Source organism: Hymenobacter edaphi, assembly GCF_003258365.1.
GTDB classification, from domain to species: domain Bacteria; phylum Bacteroidota; class Bacteroidia; order Cytophagales; family Hymenobacteraceae; genus Solirubrum; species Solirubrum edaphi.
In genome coordinates this window covers 1,478,247-1,494,492 of sequence record NZ_QHKM01000001.1, presented here as the reverse complement: position 1 = coordinate 1,494,492, position 16,246 = coordinate 1,478,247, and the positions used below count along the sequence as shown (strand labels likewise).

The window sequence follows — 16,246 nt, the reverse complement described above, 5'->3', positions numbered from 1 at the left end:
GCGCTTAGTGCGCGAAAGTGCTTTCGTAGCTCACGGCCTTGTCGTCCGTGCCCTCGGTGAGCTTCAGGCGCAGCTGGGTGGCGGTGAGTTCCTCCACCGAGTACACGCGCTCCAGGTTGGGCAGCGTCACCGTGAGGGTCTTGTTGTCGTCGCTCAGCTTGTAGCTGCCAGCTTTCTGCTGGGCCATAGCCGGGTTGAGCTTGGTGGCGCCTTCGTCCTGAATGTAACGGCCATCGGCCGTAAACTGGGTCAGGTTGTCGCGCATGGTGGGTTTGAGCTGCCCGAAGATGCTCACCGTCACCGCGTCGGGCGAGCCGGCGGCTTTGCTGGTGGTTTTCAGGTCGGTCAGGCGCCACTGGCCGCCCGAAAGCAGTTGCAGCGGGGTTTGCTGGGTCTTCGCATCAGCCGCCGCTTGGGCCGAGGGCTGGGCTACTTCATCAATTTCTTTCTCACACGATGCCAAACCAGCAAGGGTCAGCGCCAGGCTCAGGTAAACGGTCAGTTTCTTCATGAAAACGGGTAAATGGTTTGGTGAAGAAGATCGAGCTCCTCGCTCGGTCGGCGTTTTGCTTTCAGTACACATTCCAACTTCACGTCTGAGGCCAAGGTGGCTGGCCCTGCGTTGTCGTCACAATGCTAAGCTACTGCGGATAGTTCGGGTTTTCGCGGAAAAAGTCAATAATTCAAACATTATATCTGAAAAATTCAATGCAATTTATATTTGTACTTTTGAATGTAGGCAAAATGCAAAAGCCGCCCGCAGAACTTGCAGAGCGGCTTTTAGTTAAGTGCGGTTTGGAGAAGTATGCGTTATTGTTCTTTCTGGCACACCGGGCAATAATAGGTGGCCCGCCCGCCGACGTATTTTTTTACAATTGCCTGCTGGTCCGTGGGGCAATGCTTATACGCCTCCGAGCCCGGCACCGGGTACGCGTCCCACTCCCGGGCATGAATCAGAAACGAGGTCGGAAACTGGCGGTAACGGGCCTCCGCCTCGATGGCCGTGGTCAGCACCAGCCCGATGGCGGCGTGCAGCTGCGCCACTTCCGCCGGCGTGAGCGAGCCGGCCACCCGCTCGGGGTGCAGCCGGGCCTGAAACAGCACCTCGTCCACAATCCAGTTGCCAAGGCCGGCGGCCAGGCGCTGGTCGAGCAGCAGGGGCTTGAGCAGGGTTTTGCGCCCGCGCAGGGCCGTCTGCAGCTCCGCCAGCGTCAAATCCAGCGCGTCGGGGCCCAGCTTTTTCTGCCGCTGGAAGTCGGCCACGCTGTCGGCCAGGCGGAGGCGGCCAAACTTGCGCGGGTCGATGAAGGCCACGCGCAGCCCGTCGGCCAGTTCGAAGGCCACGCGGGTAAAGCGCGGCCGGTCGGGCTCGTCGCGGTAGGCACCCACGTCGCCGGTCATGCCGAAGTGCAGGACCAGCATCCGGCCGGTGGAGAGTTCGAGAAACAGGTTTTTGCCCAGGCGCCGGGTGCCCGTGACGGTGGCGCCCACCACGGCCTGGCGCAGCGCGGCCTCGGGTTCGGCCAGCACGTGGGCGTCGAATACGTCGAGCTGCACAATGGTCTGGTGCAGCAGCAGTTCATCCAAAAAGCGCCGGTAGGTTTCGACTTCGGGTAGTTCGGGCATTCGATAAAATTTTCTGCGTGACAGATTGGAAAGCAGTCAATCCAAGGTCTACGATAACAGCAACGCTCCAGCTTAAATCTCATTCGCTGCCAAACATTCTCTGGCCTCCGATGCACCGCTAAGACTGCGTTTGGATTTACGCTAAAAGTGCCTTCAGGGCGTCCTGCTTCATCTGGCGTCCGCTTGCCGAAGCAGGACCAAAACCTGAAATTCCAAACCTCGCTCTAAAAGGGCATCATCCCCCGCGCAGCGCCCCGCACGTCGACGTGGTCAAGCATAAAGCTCAAGCTGCTTGGGGCTGACCATCAAAACGGCTTCTCCCTGAACCCAGGCAGTCCCAAACGACAACCGCCCGCTGCCAACAAGGGCAACGGGCGGTTAAACGGTCCGACGACGGAGTGCCTTATATCTGATGACGCGGTTACGACGGGTCGGTCAGGCGGCCGATCTGCTGGCCCTGCGGATTGAAGATGCCCCCCTGGGCGCTGACGTAGAGCCGGCGCTGCTGCCCGTCGATGAGCACGAAGGGAAAGTCGGCGCTGTTGGAGCGCGTGAGGCGGCCCACCACGGCGGCGGTGCGCTCGTCCTGGTCCACGCGCACAATGTTCAGGCCTTTGGTCACGTACAGCGGCTGGGCGGGGTTGTCGCGGAAGGTGAGCTTGCCCACGAAGCTGATCTGCTGCTGGGCCACCGGCTGGGCCTGCACCGGCCGCGGCGTAATGGCCACCGGCTGGGCCGAGGGCACCGACGAGCGGTTGCTGGCCGCAATCTGTCCGCTGGCCTGCTGCCAGCCGCGGTTGATGGCCGCCAGGCGCGTGCTGCGGCCCGGGTGGGTCGGCGAGTCGTATTCCTGCGACACCACGGCCAGGGCCGTCTGGGCTTCGGCCAGGCTGGCGCCCATCTTGCGGAGCACAAAGCCCGAAAACTCATCGGCCTCCAGCTCGTCGGTGGGGTTCGAGCCGCCGCCCTGCAGGGTGTGGCCGTTCAGGTGGTGGCCCATTTCGTGGGCCAGAATGCTCACGCCGGCCCAGTCGGTGCGGCTGGCGCGGTTCACGGCCGCCACGAAGCTGGGGTTGTATAGAAGGTAGCGCTTGCCGCCGGATACCACGGCCGCCGCGTTTTCCACCTGGGTGGTGGCGCGCAGCTCGAAGCGGGGCTTCAGGCCAACGACGTCGGTGATTTCACGCAGCACGTCACGCTGCGGCGCCGGTTGGGCGGCTTGGGCCACGCCGCTCGTCAGCAGCCCTACGAAGAGGAGCGCGCTGGTCAGCAGCTGGCGGAAAGTGCGGGTGCGGTTCATGAAAAAATCCTTTTGTTTCAGCGTGGAGTTTTGCAAGAATGCTGCCAAAGTCAACACGAAGCCGTGCTGTCATCTGGCATTAGTATAACGTGAGGTGACCCGTTTTTCGTTTATTCTCAAGAGCAATATTTGCTGGTCATAACCCCAGGATAACTTGTTTTATGCAGGGTCCGGCCGTCCTGGTGCGGGCGCCTTCCCGCTCAAGTACAAAGCCGCTGGTACGATGCGCCTCGGTGCTGGCCGCGCCGGACAGCCGAAGCCCACCTGGCCCCTCGCAACGCAACCCGCCATGCTGAAAGCAGCATGGCGGGTTGTTTTTGGTGTTGAGAACGAGGCCTTTGGCCTAAGCCGGCAGCGGGGCCGGGCGTGCCACGCCGTCGGCGGCGGCCACCAGCGAAGCCGGCCGCTGCCGCTCCCCGATCTGCTGCCGCCACATGGCGTAGTACAGGCCCTTGCGCTCCAGCAGCGCCTCGTGTCGCCCGGCCTCCACAATGCGGCCGCGCTCCAGCACGTAGATGCAGTCGGCGTGCAGGATGGTGCTCAGGCGGTGGGCAATGAGGATGGTCAGGTGGCGCCGCGTGGCCGATAGCTCGCGCACCGTGCGGCTGATTTCCTCCTCGGTGAGCGAGTCCAGGGCCGAAGTGGCTTCGTCGAACACCAGCAGCGTGGGGCGCCGTAGCAGGGCCCGGGCAATGCTCAGGCGCTGCTTTTCGCCGCCCGATACCTTCACGCCGCCCTCCCCGATAACCGTATCGAGCCCCTGCGGCGCCCGGCGCAGCAAAGAGTCGGCGGCGGCTTCGCGCAGGGCGCGCAGGCACTCCTCGTCGGTGGCGTGGGGCGCCACGAAGCGCAGGTTGTCGCGGATGCTGCCGGCGAAGAGCTGCGGGTCCTGGGTCACGAAGCCGATTTGCTCGCGCAGGGCGTCGAGGTCGAGCTGGGCGCCGGGCACGTCGTTGTAGAGGATCTGGCCCTGTGCCGGCGGGTAGAGGCCCACCAGCAGCTTCACCAGCGTGGTTTTGCCCGAGCCCGAAGGCCCCACAAAAGCTACCGTCTGGCCCAGCTCGGTGCGGAACGAAATGCCGTCCAGCGCGGGCGTGTTGGCCGTGAGGTGGCGGAAATGCACGTCGTCGAACGCCAGCGTGCGCAGCGGCCCGATGGCCGCAGGCGCCTGCGGCCTCACGTCGCGCGGCGTGTCCAGAATCTGCTGGAAGTTGGCCAGCGAGGCTTCCGTTTCGCGGTAGATGTTGATGATATTGCCCAGCTCCTGCAACGGTCCGAAAATGGCGAAGGAGTAGATAAACAGGGAGAAAAACTCCCCGAGCGTGAGCTTGTGCTGCGCCACCAGAAACAGCATCATCAGCAGAATCACGCTGCGCAGCAGATTCACGAAGGTGCCCTGCACGAACGACAGGGAGCGGATGTAGCGCACCTTTTTCAGCTCCAGCTGCAGAATCCGGTCGGTGGTATTGTTCAGCCGCTGTGTTTCCTGCTGGGCCAGTCCCAGGCTTTTCACCAGCTCGATGTTGCGCAGGCTTTCGGTGGTCGAGCCGGCCAGGGCCGTCGTTTCAGCCACGATGGTTTTCTGCACCACCTTGATTTTCTTGCTCAGCAGGGAACTGACGGTGCCCAGCAGCGGAATCGTCAGGAAGTACACCGGCGCGATGGGCCAGTACACCGTAGCGGCGTACCACATCACGAAGATGATGCCCACCAGCGAGGTGAACAGCACGTTCACGAAGTTCTGGATGAGCTTCTCCACGTCGGTGCGCACCTTCTGCAGCTTGCCCAGCGTCTCGCCCGAGCGCTGATCCTCGAATACCTGGTAGGGCAGATCCAGCGAGTGGCTCAGCCCGTCGGCGTAGAGCTGCGCGCCCAGGCGCTGGGTGATGACGTTGACGTAGTAGTCCTGGAAGTTCTTGGCAATGCGCGATACCATGGCCACGCCCATGGCTTTGAGCACGAGCAGGCCCGCGCCGCCCAGCAGAAACGCGCTCAGCGTGGGCAGCACCGGGCTGCCCAGCGCGGGCGTCACGTGCCGGTCGATGATCTGCCGAAAAATATACGGGTCGAGCAGGGAGAAAACCTGGTTGATGGCCGCCAGCAGCAACGCCAGCGCCAACAAGCCCCAGTAGTGGCGCAGGTAACCAAACAGCAGTTTCATGGGAGGAAGGTAGGGGAGAACGGTCCCCCAACAACCAGCCGCACCGGTAGAAGTTTTCCCGCGGCCGGCGTGCTCAGGCCGGCTCCTCCTCGGCCATTTCGGGCCGGGCTTCCGGGGCCACGTCGGCAAAGGCCTGGCGCACGGCCAGGGAGGCCGGGCCAAGCACGAGGCGCACCGATTGGCGGCCCAGGCGCTTCTGGTAGCGCAGCAGCAGGTCGCGGGCGGCGGCGGGCAGGTGGTGCAGGCGGCTGCAGTCAATCCAGACGCTGGCCTTGCCGCTGCGGTAGGCCTGCAGCAGGCAGCGGGCGAGGTTGTCGGCGGCCGAGCCGGCGGCGGGCGAGGCGCTGTCCGTCAGCAGCAGGACGTAGCGGTCGGGCAGAATTTCGTGGTAGACATCCATGGGTGGGAAGGGGCGGAGCAAGTGAGCGGAGGCAATGCCGGCCGCGGGAAGCAACCGGTACGGTTGATACGCACGAAGCTTCAGAAAAGATAAGCCTTTGATTGCGAAATCAGTGGCTGGGTAAGTGCCGCTTTGCCGGATTGGCAAGCCGGGACTCGTCGACTGCAAAATCCGTATTTATTGCGGCCCCAAATCCGTATCGGCGCCCGCCGCGGGGCCGCCCCCGGCGCCGTTCTTTGCCGGAGTGGGCTGCCTGTCAAATGCGGCAACTGACGTGGCCTCAGGTGTGGTGTCACGTCATGACAGGCAGCCTGCTTTTTTTACGACTGGCCCGGTTTGTCCCCGGCGCCGGCCCGGCTTGCGGGGCCGCTGGTACGGCCGTGGAGCGGGGTATTGCGCCCCTTGGAAAAATTTCAGCCTGAAAATCAGGTCAATTTATCTGCAAAGGCACTTTTTTTACGGCATGGTATTGCGGTGAAAGTCGGTCTGTCTATCTTTGCACCATCAAACGGCAGCGGCTGGTTATCTGGTCCGTTCGTCTAGGGGTTAGGACTGCAGATTTTCATTCTGCCAACAGGGGTTCGATTCCCCTACGGACTACTCCGATTGCCGTTTGAACCTGGTCCGTTCGTCTAGGGGTTAGGACTGCAGATTTTCATTCTGCCAACAGGGGTTCGATTCCCCTACGGACTACTTCAACAAAAGAAACCACCCTGCAAGCATTTGCAGGGTGGTTTCTTTTTATAGCCTCCGGGTCAGAAAGAAGGAGACGAAATGCGGTAATTGGGCACTCCGCCCAATTGCTGCCAGCCGCACTGGCGGGCCGGCACCAAACCGCGCCCGTGCAGGCGGCGCATTCTGCCCGGCCGGCGCTTGGATAGCCGCTAGGCTCTGGTCAACGGATCTGGCCGGTACCAGCAGGGCTGGAGCAGCGCAGCGACGAACAGACGGCCCCTGTCATTTCGAGCGAGGGGCCGACGACGGGCCGTGCTGGCCGCGCCAGCTACGGGTGAAACGCCCGCCGAAAAGGCTCGTCAGGCCACGGCCAGGTGGGCGCGGCGGAAAGTGAGTGGGGTGATGCCGGTGTGCTTCTTGAAGAAGTTGTTGAAGTATGTGGGGTACTCAAAGCCCAGGCTGTAGGCAATTTCGCCCACGCTCCAGGCAGTGTGGGCCAGCAGCAGCTTGGCTTCCATTACCAGCCGCTCGTTGATGTGGCTGGTGGTCGACTTGCCCGTCACCTCCTTCACCATGGCATTCAGGTGGTTGACGTGCACGGCCATGCGGTCGGCGTAGTCGCTGGCGGATTTCAGCACCGGCTCCCGCAGCTGCGCCGTGACCGGGAACTGCACCTCCAGCAGGTTCAGAAACAGCGAGGTGATGCGCTCGGCTGCATTAGCCGGCGCGTGCTGGGCCGTGGCCGGCTGCAGGCGGGCCGCTTCGTGAATGATGATGGAAAGCTGGTTGCGCAGCAAATCGTCCTTGTGGGCGTAGTCCGACTGCAAATCCCGGCGCATGCGGGTGAAGGCGTCGGTGAAGTAGCGCAGTTGCTCCGCGTCGAGAAAGTACACCGGGTTGCCTTCCACCTTGTAGAGCACGGTGTCTTTCAGGCTCACGCCGCGCATGGCCGAATGCAGAAATGACTCGGAGAAGCAGCACAGGTGGCCCTGTTGGTCGGTGGAGCCTTCGACTACTTCCCAGGCGTAAGGAATCAGGCGGTTGGTAAACACCAGCGCGGGCCGGTCGACGGCGTAGCTACGGGTGGTGTAGTGCAGCTCATTGGCGCCCTCCACCACCAGCACCACCTTGAACATGTCGCGGCGGTCGAAGTTGCTCATGCCGCAGCGGGCTTCGTGCATGGTCAGCACTTCGATGTCCGTGGTGGCGAAGTCCGTAGCCGGCTGCGAGAAGGCGCGTGACGTGGTCATGGGGTTGCTCAGCGCTTTGGCCAACCGGCGGCGTTGCTGTAAGCCTATAACAGACGCGGGCAGCTGGGGTTTTGTTGCCGACATAAGCGCAAACGAAAGGAGAAGGGGAACAATGGCTTTTACCAGGCGGGCAGTGGGAACAGGCGCCTGGCCCTGCCGAGCCGCCGCGTCAAGGCAGCAATTCCAGCTTCACCGTCACCGGGCCGGCCGCGCGAAACGCCTCCACGTCGCCCTCCAGCTTGCCCAGCACCACTAAGCCGGCGGAGTAGCGGAAGTCGCGGTAAAACAAGGCCAGATTGCCCCAGGGCGCGTAGTAGGCCAGTTCACCGGCCGCGGGCGTGTGCCCGGCAGGGGCGCCCTGGGTTGAGAGCCGCGCGGGCAAGTCGCTGATTTTCTCGGTGCCGGCGTAGTCCTGCAGGGTAAGCGTGAGCGGCAGCAGGGCGGCAAAGTCGCGGGCCGCGGCGTTGTCGTACAGCGTGGCGGTCAGCACCTGCGCGCCCACGCTAATGCGCAGTTTGGGCGGCTCCATCGGGCTGGACAGTCACTTGTAGCTATTGTATTCCTGGTCGGTCACCGCCCGGCCCCAGGTCACGACGCCCTGTTCGGTGTTGACGTTGAGGGCAATGTGCGTCATGGCCTGCCGGGGCGAGGCCCCGTGCCAGTGCTCCACGCCGGGCCGGGCCTTCACCACCTCGCCCTGGCGCAGCAGCCGCACCGGCTGGCCCTTTTCCTGGTAGTAGCCCACGCCGCCGGTCACCATCAGAATCTGGCCCGCCGGGTGCCGGTGCCAGTTCGAGCGGGCGCCGGGCGAAAAGCTCACGCTGCTGCTCGTGCAGTTGAAAGCCGGCTCGTCCTTCACCAGCGGATACACGTGCACCTCACCGGTGAAATTCTGGGCCGGCGCCCGCTCGCCCTTGGGAAAGATGGCGCCCGGGGCCGCGGCTGATTTGGCGGCGGGCGCCGGCGGAGTGGTCTGGGCGAAAGTGGCCAGGCCGGTACTTACGGCCAGGACAGAAGTCAGTGCAATGCGTTTCATGGTCGGGGATTAAGTGGTGCGTTCTGTAGGGTCGGCTGCTTACAGGTGCTTAACCACCCGAGCCGGTACGCCCGCCACGATGCAGCCGGCCGGCACATCCTTGGTCACCACCGCGCCAGCGCCCACAATGGCGTTTTCGCCGATGGTCACGCCGGGCATCACCGTCGCGTTGGCCCCTAGCCAGGCGCCCTGCCGGATGACGATGGGCCTGGAATAGGTGCTGCGGCGCTGCCCCGGCTCGGTGGGGTGGTTGGTGGTGATGAGGTTCACCTTCGGCCCGATCAGCACGTTGTCTTCCAGCGTGATACCGCCGCGGTCCATGAAGGTACAGGCGTGGTTCACGAACACGTTCCGGCCGATGCGGATGTTGTGGCCGAAGTCGGTGTAGAAGGGCGGAATCAGGAAGAACGTGTCGTCGACGGGCCGGTCGATGAGCTGGCTGAACGCGCGGTTAACCTGCGCGTTGTCGTCCACCGGCATGGCGTTCAGCTCCGAGGTGAGCCGGATGGCCTTACGGATGACGGCGTAAATCAGCGGGTAGTCCGGGTCGTCGAGGGAAATAAGCTCGCCGGCCAGCTCCCGCTCAAAAATGGTTCGGGCTTGGGGTTCCATGGGTTCGGCTGGTAGGGTATTGCTTCAGCACGCGCCGCGTCGGTCTGCGGCTCACCCACCGCCGTTTCGCTATGATGGGTGGTACCCGCTGCGGAGTGCTCTGCCCGCCGGGAAGTCCGATGCTGAGGTGAACTGAAGCGGCAGCTGCGCGCGAGGCGTTCTTAAGAGGGCCTTACTGGTGTGCGGCGCGGTATTCTTCGTCCGTGACGGGCTGCCGCCAGTCGGCCACGCCCTGGCCGACGCCAGGATTGACGGCCAGGTGAGTAAAGAGGCTGTCGGCGGTGGCGCCGTGCCAGTGCACCACGCCAGGGGCAATGCTCACCGCGTCGCCGGGCCGTAGCAGGCGGGCTGGCTGACCCTGCTCCTGGTAGTAGCCCCGGCCGGCCGTCACCACCAGCAGCTGCCCGGCCGGGTGGGCGTGCCAGTTGTTGCGCGCCCCTGGCTCAAAGGTCACGTCGCCCACGGTGCAGTCGGTGGGGTTGGCCCCGACGAGCATGGTCACCCAGGCGGTGCCGGTGAAGTATTCGGCCGGGCCGCGCTTGGTGCCGGCCAGCGACTGAGGAGTGTTGGTTGGGTTGCTCATAAGAGGTAAATACGAGTAGGAGGGCGCATCGGCGGCTGGCTTAAGGCCAGATGCTTAAGCAATACCATCGGCGCCAGCTAAGGTGACTTGCAATGCGTGCCGCCGACTCGAAAAGCACAACACAAAGGTCCCCTGCCTTGCAGCGGAGCGGGTAACGACAATCAAAGCAACCAGTAAGAATTTCAAATAATCAGGCTGGATTCGACAACGTGACGCGGCCAGCAGATTGATAAGGGCCTGGCCAGAGGTTTCTCAACGCAAAAGCACTGACTACGGCAAGGGCGGATAATAGCTGCCTAAAGGTTACGAAAAAGGCCGCTCAGCAAGCTGAGCGGCCTTTGGTTGTTGCATCGGCTGATGAAAGCACTGCCGTTCGGGCCGGCCGTGGTTATTCCGACTGAGCCTTGCGCTCGGCCCAGGTGCCGTAGCCGCCGGCCTGCACGGCGCGGTCGGCGGGCACTTCGCGCAGCGGCTCGCAGGGCTGCAGGGTGGCGTGCAGGTCGGCCGGGAGCTGCATGTATACCTGCGTGCCCTCGGTTTTCCAGGCCAGCATGTCGTCGCTCACCTGGCGGATAATCTTGTGCGGATTGCCCACCACCAGGCTGCGCGGCGGAATCACCTCGTCGGCCCGGATAAAGCTCAGCGCGCCGATGATGCTTTCGTCGCCGATGACCACGCGGTCCATGACGACGGCGTTCATGCCCACCAGCACGTTGCGGCCCACGGTGGCGCCGTGAATGATGGCCCCGTGCCCGATGTGGGCCATTTCCATCAGGCGCACGGTGGTGCCCGGAAACATATGCAACGTGCAGTTTTCCTGCACGTTGCAGCCGTCCTCGATGATAATCTGGCCCCAGTCGCCGCGAATGGCCGCGCCAGGACCGATGTACACCTGCCGGCCGATGATAACGTTGCCGGTCACCGTGGCCTGCGGGTGCACAAAGGCCGTTTCGTGCACGACCGGTACGATACCGTTGAAGGAATAAATCATGCGGAGTGGGTGCCGGCGGCTACCGGCGCGGGAAAGAACGTCTGACCGGCTCTGACGCGGCGGCGCAGCAGCGGGCTGGCGCGGTAGCGGTCCTCGTGGTATTCGTCGTAGAGTGCGTCGAGGGTTTGGAGCACGGCGGGCAGGCCCAGCTCGTCGGCCCAGCGCAGCAGGCCTTTGGGGTAGTTCACGCCCTTGGTCATGGCCAGCTCCAGGTCGTCCTGCGAGGCCACGTTCAGCGCCAGCGCGTCCACGGCTTCGTTGATGAGCATGGCCAGCACGCGCTGCAGAATCTGGTGGCCCAGGGCCGGGTCGCGGGTGGGCTCGGGCGTGGTGGCGCCGTCGCGGTAGTCGTAGAAGCCGCGGCCCGATTTGCGGCCGTAGTAGCCGGCCTCGAACAGGCGCTTCTGGGTGAACGAGGGCTTGAAGCGCGGGTCGAAGAAGAAAGCGGTGAAGACCGACTCGGTGACGCGGTAGTTCACGTCGTGGCCGATGAAGTCCATCAGCGCGAACGGGCCCATGCGGAAGCCGCCCAACTCGGTCAGGGCCCAATCGATGGTGGCCGCGTCGGCCACGCCTTCTTCCAGCAGCCGGATGGCCTCGCCGTAGTAGGGCCGGGCAATGCGGTTGACGATAAAGCCCGGCGTGTCCTTGCAGACCACCGGCAGCTTGCCCCAGCTCTGCACCAGCGCCTTGGTTTCGTCGGCCAGCCCGGCGCGGGTCTGCACCGCCGGAATAACTTCCACCAGCTGCATCAGCGGGGCAGGGTTGAAGAAGTGGATGCCGATAAACCGCTCGGGCCGCTGGCAGGCCGCGGCAATGCTGGCAATGGAGAGGGACGAGGTATTCGTGGCCAGTACGCAGCTGGCCGGTACCACCGCCTCCACGTCGCGGAACACGGCCTGCTTCACGCCCAATTCCTCCACAATGGCCTCGATGACCAGCCCGCAGGCGGCGAAGCACTGCAGCTCGGAGCAGGTGCGCACGCGGGCAATGGCGGCCTCCGCGTCGGCCGAATCGAGCTTGCCCTTTTCGGCGAGCTTGCGCAGGTTGGTGCCGATACCGACGGTGGCGCGCTGCAGGGCGGCGGCGTTCAGGTCGAACAGGAACACGGGGTGGCCGGCCTGGGCTACCACCTGCGCAATGCCCGCGCCCATGGCGCCGCTGCCGATGATGCCGATGGTAATCTTTTCCATGCGGGAATAAGGTAGGAGGGAAGGGTCAGGAGTCAGGTCATTAGCCCGTCATGTCAAGCGCAGCCGAGACATCTCGCCTGATAGTATTCTGCTCGTTGAACAGAAGTTACTTGTGGAAGTCAGCACGCGAGATGTCTCGGCAAGCTCGACATGACGGGCTGAAGGCCAATCAGTGGCACTTGAAGTAATCAAAAGGCTCCAGGCAGTCGTTGCACTGGTAATGCGCTTTGCAGGCGGTGGAGCCGAACTGGCTGATGAGCCGGGTGTTGGTGGACTGGCAGTGCGGGCAGCGCAGCACCGGGTCCTGCCCGAACAGGTTCAGCACGTGGCCGGTGGCGTCCTGGGGCGGGGCAATGCCGTAGGCCTCCAGCTTCTGCTTGCCGGCCTCCGACATCCAGGCCGTCGTCCAGGCCGGACTGAGCTGGTTATGGATGTGCAGCTTGGTGATGCCCTCGGCCAGCAGCCGCAGCCGGATATCGGTGGCAATGGTGTTCATGGCCGGGCAGCCCGAATACGTCGGCGTGATGGTCACGTGCACCTCCTCGCCCTCCAGCCGCACCCCGCGCACGATGCCCAGGTCCAGGATGCTGAGCACCGGCACCTCGGGGTCGGATACTTCTTCCAGCAGCTGCCAGATGCGGTCCTCGGTGGGGAAGGGTGAGTTGTTATTGGGCGTCATGCTGAGCGAAGTCGAAGCATCTCTCCCGCTTCGTTGAATAAGAAATTACTATCAGTAGAGATGCTTCGACTTCGCTCAGCATGACGTTCAGAATGGATTAGCGTTCGGGCTCTACCAGGTCAGGCCCGGATAGGTGCGCTGCAGGTACTGCAGCTCGGCCAGTAGGTAGCCCAGGTGCTCGGAGTGGCGGCCGGTTTTGCCGCCCTTCTGCATAAATACGCCCTGCGGCACCGGCAGCGTGGCTTCCGCGAATACCCGCGCCACGTGCTCGTCGATCTGCCCTTGAATGGCGGCGTAATCGGGCACGAAGCCGGCCTGTTGCAGGGCCTGCTCGGTGGCCGAGGGCGTGGTCAGCTCGCCGCTGTAGCGCCAGAGGGCGTTGATGGCAGCTTCCACGCGGCGGCGGCTTTCGTTGGTGCCGTCGCCGAGGCGGATGATCCACTCGGCGCTCCATTTCACGTGGTAGGCGGCTTCCTTCACCGATTTTTCGGCAATGGCGGCCAGCTGCTGATCGGGGCCGGCCTGCAGCTGCAGCAGCAGGTGGTAGTGGAAGGCGTCGTACAGAAACTGCCGCACGATGGTGTGGGCGAAGTCCCCGTTGGGCTGCTCCACCAGCAAGGGGTTGCGGTACTCCACAGCGCTGCGCAGGTAGGCCAGGTCGTCCTCGGTGCGGCCCCGGCCTTCCAGCTCGGCGGCGTACTGGTAGTAGCTGCGCGCCTCGCCCAGCAGGTCGAGCGAGATATTGGCCATGGCCAGGTCCTGCTCCAGAATGGGGCCGTGCCCGCACCACTCCGAGAGGCGGTGGGCCAGGATCAGGCTGGTATCGGCCAGCTGCAGCACGTAGTCAAGCAGCTGCTGGCGCACTTCGGCCGACACGTCGGGCACGACGATGGTGTGGGTTTCCTGCATGGTCAGCCGGATTACATGTGCTTGATGGAGTCCGGCACCGTGTAGAACGTGGGGTGGCGGTAGATTTTGTCGTTGGCCGGCTCGTAGAAGGCGGCCGCGTCGTCGGGGTTGGAGGCGTGCACGTGCTTGGACTCTACCACCCAGATGCTCACGCCTTCGAGGCGGCGGGTGTACACGTCGCGGGCGTTCTGGACGGCCATTTCGGCGTCGGCGGCGTGCAGTGAGCCCACGTGCTTATGGTCGAGGCCCTGCTTGCTGCGGATGAAAACTTCCCACAGCGGCCATTCTTTCTGGGACATGTTGTAGTCGCCTCACCCCCTAGCCCCCTCTCCGAAAAGGAGAGGGGGGACTAGCTCTAGTTTTTAGTCTAGAAACTATGTCTATGCCAGGTGGCAGAGGTATTAAGGGTTTGGGGAAAGGAGGAAGCTAAAACTACTTGCTAGTTCCCCTCTCCTTTTCGGAGAGGGGCTAGGGGTGAGGCGAAACGAGGCGTCCGTCAGGCAACTACGCCGCAACAGTTTCGGCCCGCTGCCGGCGCTTTTCGGCGTGGGCCAGGGCCGCTTCGCGCACCCAGGCGCCGTCTTCGTGGGCCTGCACGCGGGCCTGCAACCGTTCGCGGGAGCAGGGGCCGTTGCCCTTCACCACGTCCCAGAACTCGGCCCAGTCCACGTCACCGAAGTCGTAGCCCTGCTTGGTTTCGTTCCACTTGAGCTTGTCGTCGGGCACGGTGAGGCCCAGGAACTCGGCCTGGGGCACCATCATGTCCACGAATTTCTGGCGCAGCTCGTCGTTGGTGAAGCGCTTGATGCGCCACTTCATCGACTGCTCGGTGTTGGGCGAGTCGGCGTCCTTGGGGCCGAACATCATCAGCGTGGGCCACCACCAGCGGTTCAGCGCCTCCTGGGCCATCTGCTTCTGGGCCGGCGCGCCTTCGCACAGGGTCTGCATGATTTCGAAGCCCTGGCGCTGGTGGAAGCTTTCCTCCTTGCACACCCGCACCATGGCCCGGGCATAGGGTCCGTACGAGGTGCGGCACAGCGGCACCTGGTTCAGAATGGCCGCCCCATCCACCAGCCAGCCGATGGTGCCCATGTCGGCCCAGCTCAGGGTGGGGTAGTTGAAGATGCTGCTGTACTTGGCCTTGCCCGAGTGCAGGTCGGCCAGCATCTGGTCGCGGGAGGCGCCCAGGGTTTCGGCGGCGCTGTACAGGTAGAGGCCGTGACCGGCTTCGTCCTGCACCTTGGCCAGCAAGATGGATTTGCGCTTGAGCGAGGGAGCCCGCGTAATCCAGTTGCCTTCCGGCAGCATGCCCACCAGCTCGGAGTGCGCGTGCTGGGAAATCTGCCGGATCAGCGTCTTGCGGTACGCCTCGGGCATCCAGTCCTTGGGCTCGATGCGCACGTCGGCGTCGATGCGGGCCTGAAATTGTTCTTCCTGGGTGAGTTCAGCCGTTTCCATAGGAGGCTAACAAAGATTTACTAACGGGCGTTAGCAAAAGTGGGAAATATTTCTGCTGGGCTTACCAGAACTGTCATTCAGAGCGAAGAATCTGGCTTGATAGTAATTCTCTCGTTCAACAAAGAGCTTACTATCTGGCATCAGCACGCGAGATGTCTCGACTTCGCTCGACATGACGGCCATTGCTACGCGTTCCAACAAATCTGTTCTACTGGTCGAAATCCACGCTCACTTTCTCCGACGTGGGGCGGGCCTGGCAGCTAAGTACGTAGCCTTTGGCCACTTCGGTGTCGGAGAGGGAGTAGTTTACGTCCATTTCCACCGTGCCCTCCGTCACGCGGCAGCGGCAGGTGCTGCACATGCCGTTCTTGCAGGAGTAGGGCGCGTCGACGCCGATTTCCAGCAGCGCGTCCAGCACCGTGTCGCCGTAGTACGACATTTCCAGCGGGTACTTCGTGCCTTCCAGCTGCACCGTCACGCGGCTGTGTTTGTCGTCTTCGCCCGCGGGACGCTGCTGCTGCCGCTCCGCCTTCCGCTTCTGCCCTTCTTCGCCGGCGGTGAACATTTCGAAGTGCACCTTTTCGGGCGCCACGCCGGCTTCGGTCAGGGCTTCCTTCACGCCCAGAATCATGTCCTCCGGGCCGCAGAGGAAGGCCTCGTCGATTTCCTGGGGCGGAATGATTTTCTGCAGAAACTGCTGGGCCTTGTGCTTGTCGATGCGGCCGAAAAAGAGGTCCGCCTCGCCGTGCTCCCGGCTCAGGATGTGGTACACGCTCAGCCGGTCCACGAACTTGTTCTTCAGGGCCTCAATCTGCTCCTTGAAGATGATGGAGTTGCGGCCCCGGTTGCCGTAAATCAGATACACCTGGCTGCCCGGCTCGGTGAGCAGGATGGTTTTCAGGATGGACATGACCGGCGTGATGCCCGAGCCGGCGGCGAAGGCCACGTACAGCTTCTGGTGCCCGGGGTGCAGGTCGGTGTAGAAATGGCCCATCGGCGGCATTACCTCCAGCTCCTCGCCCACGCGCAGCTGCTGCACGGCGTGCGAGGAAAACCGCCCCTCCGGCACCTGCTTGATGGCCACGCGCCACTCCCCGTCGAGCGGGCTGCTGCAGATGGAGTAGGAGCGGCGCAGCTCCTCGCCGTTCAGCTCGCGCCGAAACGTGAGGTACTGCCCCTGGGTGAAGCGGAACGTGTCCTGCAAGTCGGCGGGCACGTCCAGCGCCACCGATACGCAGTCCGGCGTCTCGCGCACAATGCTCTTAATCTTGACTTTATGAAAACGGCTCATGGTGTTTTAGTTGTCAGTTGTCAGTTGCAAGTTGTCAGGCAGGCGTCAGCACAAACTGACAACCGACAACTCAAAAACTGTC

The 16,246-nt window shown here is 63.4% G+C and carries 17 protein-coding genes and 2 tRNA genes; 2 read left to right on the top strand and 17 right to left on the bottom strand.

Annotated elements, in window-relative coordinates:
* Nucleotides 1-4 precede the first annotated feature (4 nt).
* The 5 genes from DLM85_RS06185 to DLM85_RS06165 form a co-directional block, all read right to left on the bottom strand.
* Nucleotides 5-511 carry a hypothetical protein gene (locus DLM85_RS06185; protein ID WP_111477171.1) on the bottom strand — a complete coding sequence of 169 codons (507 nt, stop codon included), beginning with the start codon at nt 509-511 and terminating at the stop codon, nt 5-7.
* A gap of 299 nt (nt 512-810) precedes the next feature.
* Nucleotides 811-1,626: a DNA-formamidopyrimidine glycosylase gene (gene mutM / locus DLM85_RS06180; protein WP_111477170.1), complete on the bottom strand. Its 816-nt coding sequence runs from the start codon at nt 1,624-1,626 to the stop codon at nt 811-813.
* A 421-nt stretch (nt 1,627-2,047) separates the two neighbouring features.
* Nucleotides 2,048-2,926, bottom strand: a complete 879-nt coding sequence (locus tag DLM85_RS25725; protein ID WP_207890963.1) for a M48 family metalloprotease — start codon at nt 2,924-2,926, stop codon at nt 2,048-2,050.
* Between the two features lie 343 nt (nt 2,927-3,269).
* Nucleotides 3,270-5,087 carry an ABC transporter ATP-binding protein gene (locus DLM85_RS06170; RefSeq protein ID WP_111477169.1) on the bottom strand — a complete coding sequence of 606 codons (1,818 nt, stop codon included), beginning with the start codon at nt 5,085-5,087 and terminating at the stop codon, nt 3,270-3,272.
* A gap of 73 nt (nt 5,088-5,160) precedes the next feature.
* On the bottom strand, nt 5,161-5,487 hold the full coding sequence (locus DLM85_RS06165; protein WP_111477168.1) for a hypothetical protein: 327 nt from the start codon (nt 5,485-5,487) through the stop codon (nt 5,161-5,163).
* Between the two features lie 528 nt (nt 5,488-6,015).
* Between DLM85_RS06165 and DLM85_RS06160 the strand changes: the two genes are divergently transcribed.
* Nucleotides 6,016-6,087: transfer RNA gene (locus DLM85_RS06160), tRNA-Glu, on the top strand.
* A 21-nt stretch (nt 6,088-6,108) separates the two neighbouring features.
* Nucleotides 6,109-6,180: transfer RNA gene (locus tag DLM85_RS06155), tRNA-Glu, on the top strand.
* A 341-nt stretch (nt 6,181-6,521) separates the two neighbouring features.
* Here the strand turns inward: DLM85_RS06155 and DLM85_RS06150 are convergent.
* The 12 genes from DLM85_RS06150 to paaE form a co-directional block, all read right to left on the bottom strand.
* Nucleotides 6,522-7,412: a helix-turn-helix domain-containing protein gene (locus DLM85_RS06150; RefSeq protein WP_165822026.1), complete on the bottom strand. Its 891-nt coding sequence runs from the start codon at nt 7,410-7,412 to the stop codon at nt 6,522-6,524.
* 169 nt (nt 7,413-7,581) lie between these two features.
* The gene (locus tag DLM85_RS06145; RefSeq protein ID WP_111477166.1) at nt 7,582-7,941 is read right to left on the bottom strand and encodes a cyclophilin-like fold protein; all 360 of its coding nucleotides are present in this window, start codon (nt 7,939-7,941) and stop codon (nt 7,582-7,584) included.
* 12 nt (nt 7,942-7,953) lie between these two features.
* On the bottom strand, nt 7,954-8,448 hold the full coding sequence (locus DLM85_RS06140; RefSeq protein WP_111477165.1) for a (R)-mandelonitrile lyase: 495 nt from the start codon (nt 8,446-8,448) through the stop codon (nt 7,954-7,956).
* A gap of 39 nt (nt 8,449-8,487) precedes the next feature.
* Nucleotides 8,488-9,060, bottom strand: a complete 573-nt coding sequence (locus DLM85_RS06135) for a sugar O-acetyltransferase (RefSeq protein ID WP_111477164.1) — start codon at nt 9,058-9,060, stop codon at nt 8,488-8,490.
* A gap of 172 nt (nt 9,061-9,232) precedes the next feature.
* Nucleotides 9,233-9,643 (bottom strand): (R)-mandelonitrile lyase, encoded by a 411-nt coding sequence (locus DLM85_RS06130; protein WP_111477163.1) that lies wholly within the window; start codon nt 9,641-9,643, stop codon nt 9,233-9,235.
* 388 nt (nt 9,644-10,031) lie between these two features.
* On the bottom strand, nt 10,032-10,634 hold the full coding sequence (locus DLM85_RS06125) for an acyltransferase (protein ID WP_111477162.1): 603 nt from the start codon (nt 10,632-10,634) through the stop codon (nt 10,032-10,034).
* Nucleotides 10,631-11,827 carry a 3-hydroxyacyl-CoA dehydrogenase NAD-binding domain-containing protein gene (locus DLM85_RS06120; protein WP_207890962.1) on the bottom strand — a complete coding sequence of 399 codons (1,197 nt, stop codon included), beginning with the start codon at nt 11,825-11,827 and terminating at the stop codon, nt 10,631-10,633. The genes DLM85_RS06125 and DLM85_RS06120 overlap by 4 nt, the downstream gene beginning before the upstream one ends.
* Before the next feature lie 169 nt (nt 11,828-11,996).
* Nucleotides 11,997-12,506: a 1,2-phenylacetyl-CoA epoxidase subunit PaaD gene (gene paaD / locus DLM85_RS06115; protein ID WP_111477161.1), complete on the bottom strand. Its 510-nt coding sequence runs from the start codon at nt 12,504-12,506 to the stop codon at nt 11,997-11,999.
* A gap of 111 nt (nt 12,507-12,617) precedes the next feature.
* A complete protein-coding gene (gene paaC / locus DLM85_RS06110; protein WP_111477160.1) occupies nt 12,618-13,415 on the bottom strand; it encodes a 1,2-phenylacetyl-CoA epoxidase subunit PaaC in 798 nt (265 codons plus the stop codon).
* Between the two features lie 11 nt (nt 13,416-13,426).
* On the bottom strand, nt 13,427-13,714 hold the full coding sequence (gene paaB, locus DLM85_RS06105) for a 1,2-phenylacetyl-CoA epoxidase subunit PaaB (protein WP_111477159.1): 288 nt from the start codon (nt 13,712-13,714) through the stop codon (nt 13,427-13,429).
* Nucleotides 13,715-13,919: 205 nt separating this feature from the next.
* A complete protein-coding gene (gene paaA, locus DLM85_RS06100; RefSeq protein ID WP_111477158.1) occupies nt 13,920-14,873 on the bottom strand; it encodes a 1,2-phenylacetyl-CoA epoxidase subunit PaaA in 954 nt (317 codons plus the stop codon).
* A gap of 208 nt (nt 14,874-15,081) precedes the next feature.
* Nucleotides 15,082-16,164 (bottom strand): 1,2-phenylacetyl-CoA epoxidase subunit PaaE, encoded by a 1,083-nt coding sequence (paaE, locus tag DLM85_RS06095; RefSeq protein WP_111477157.1) that lies wholly within the window; start codon nt 16,162-16,164, stop codon nt 15,082-15,084.
* Between the last annotated feature and the right edge of the window lie 82 nt (nt 16,165-16,246).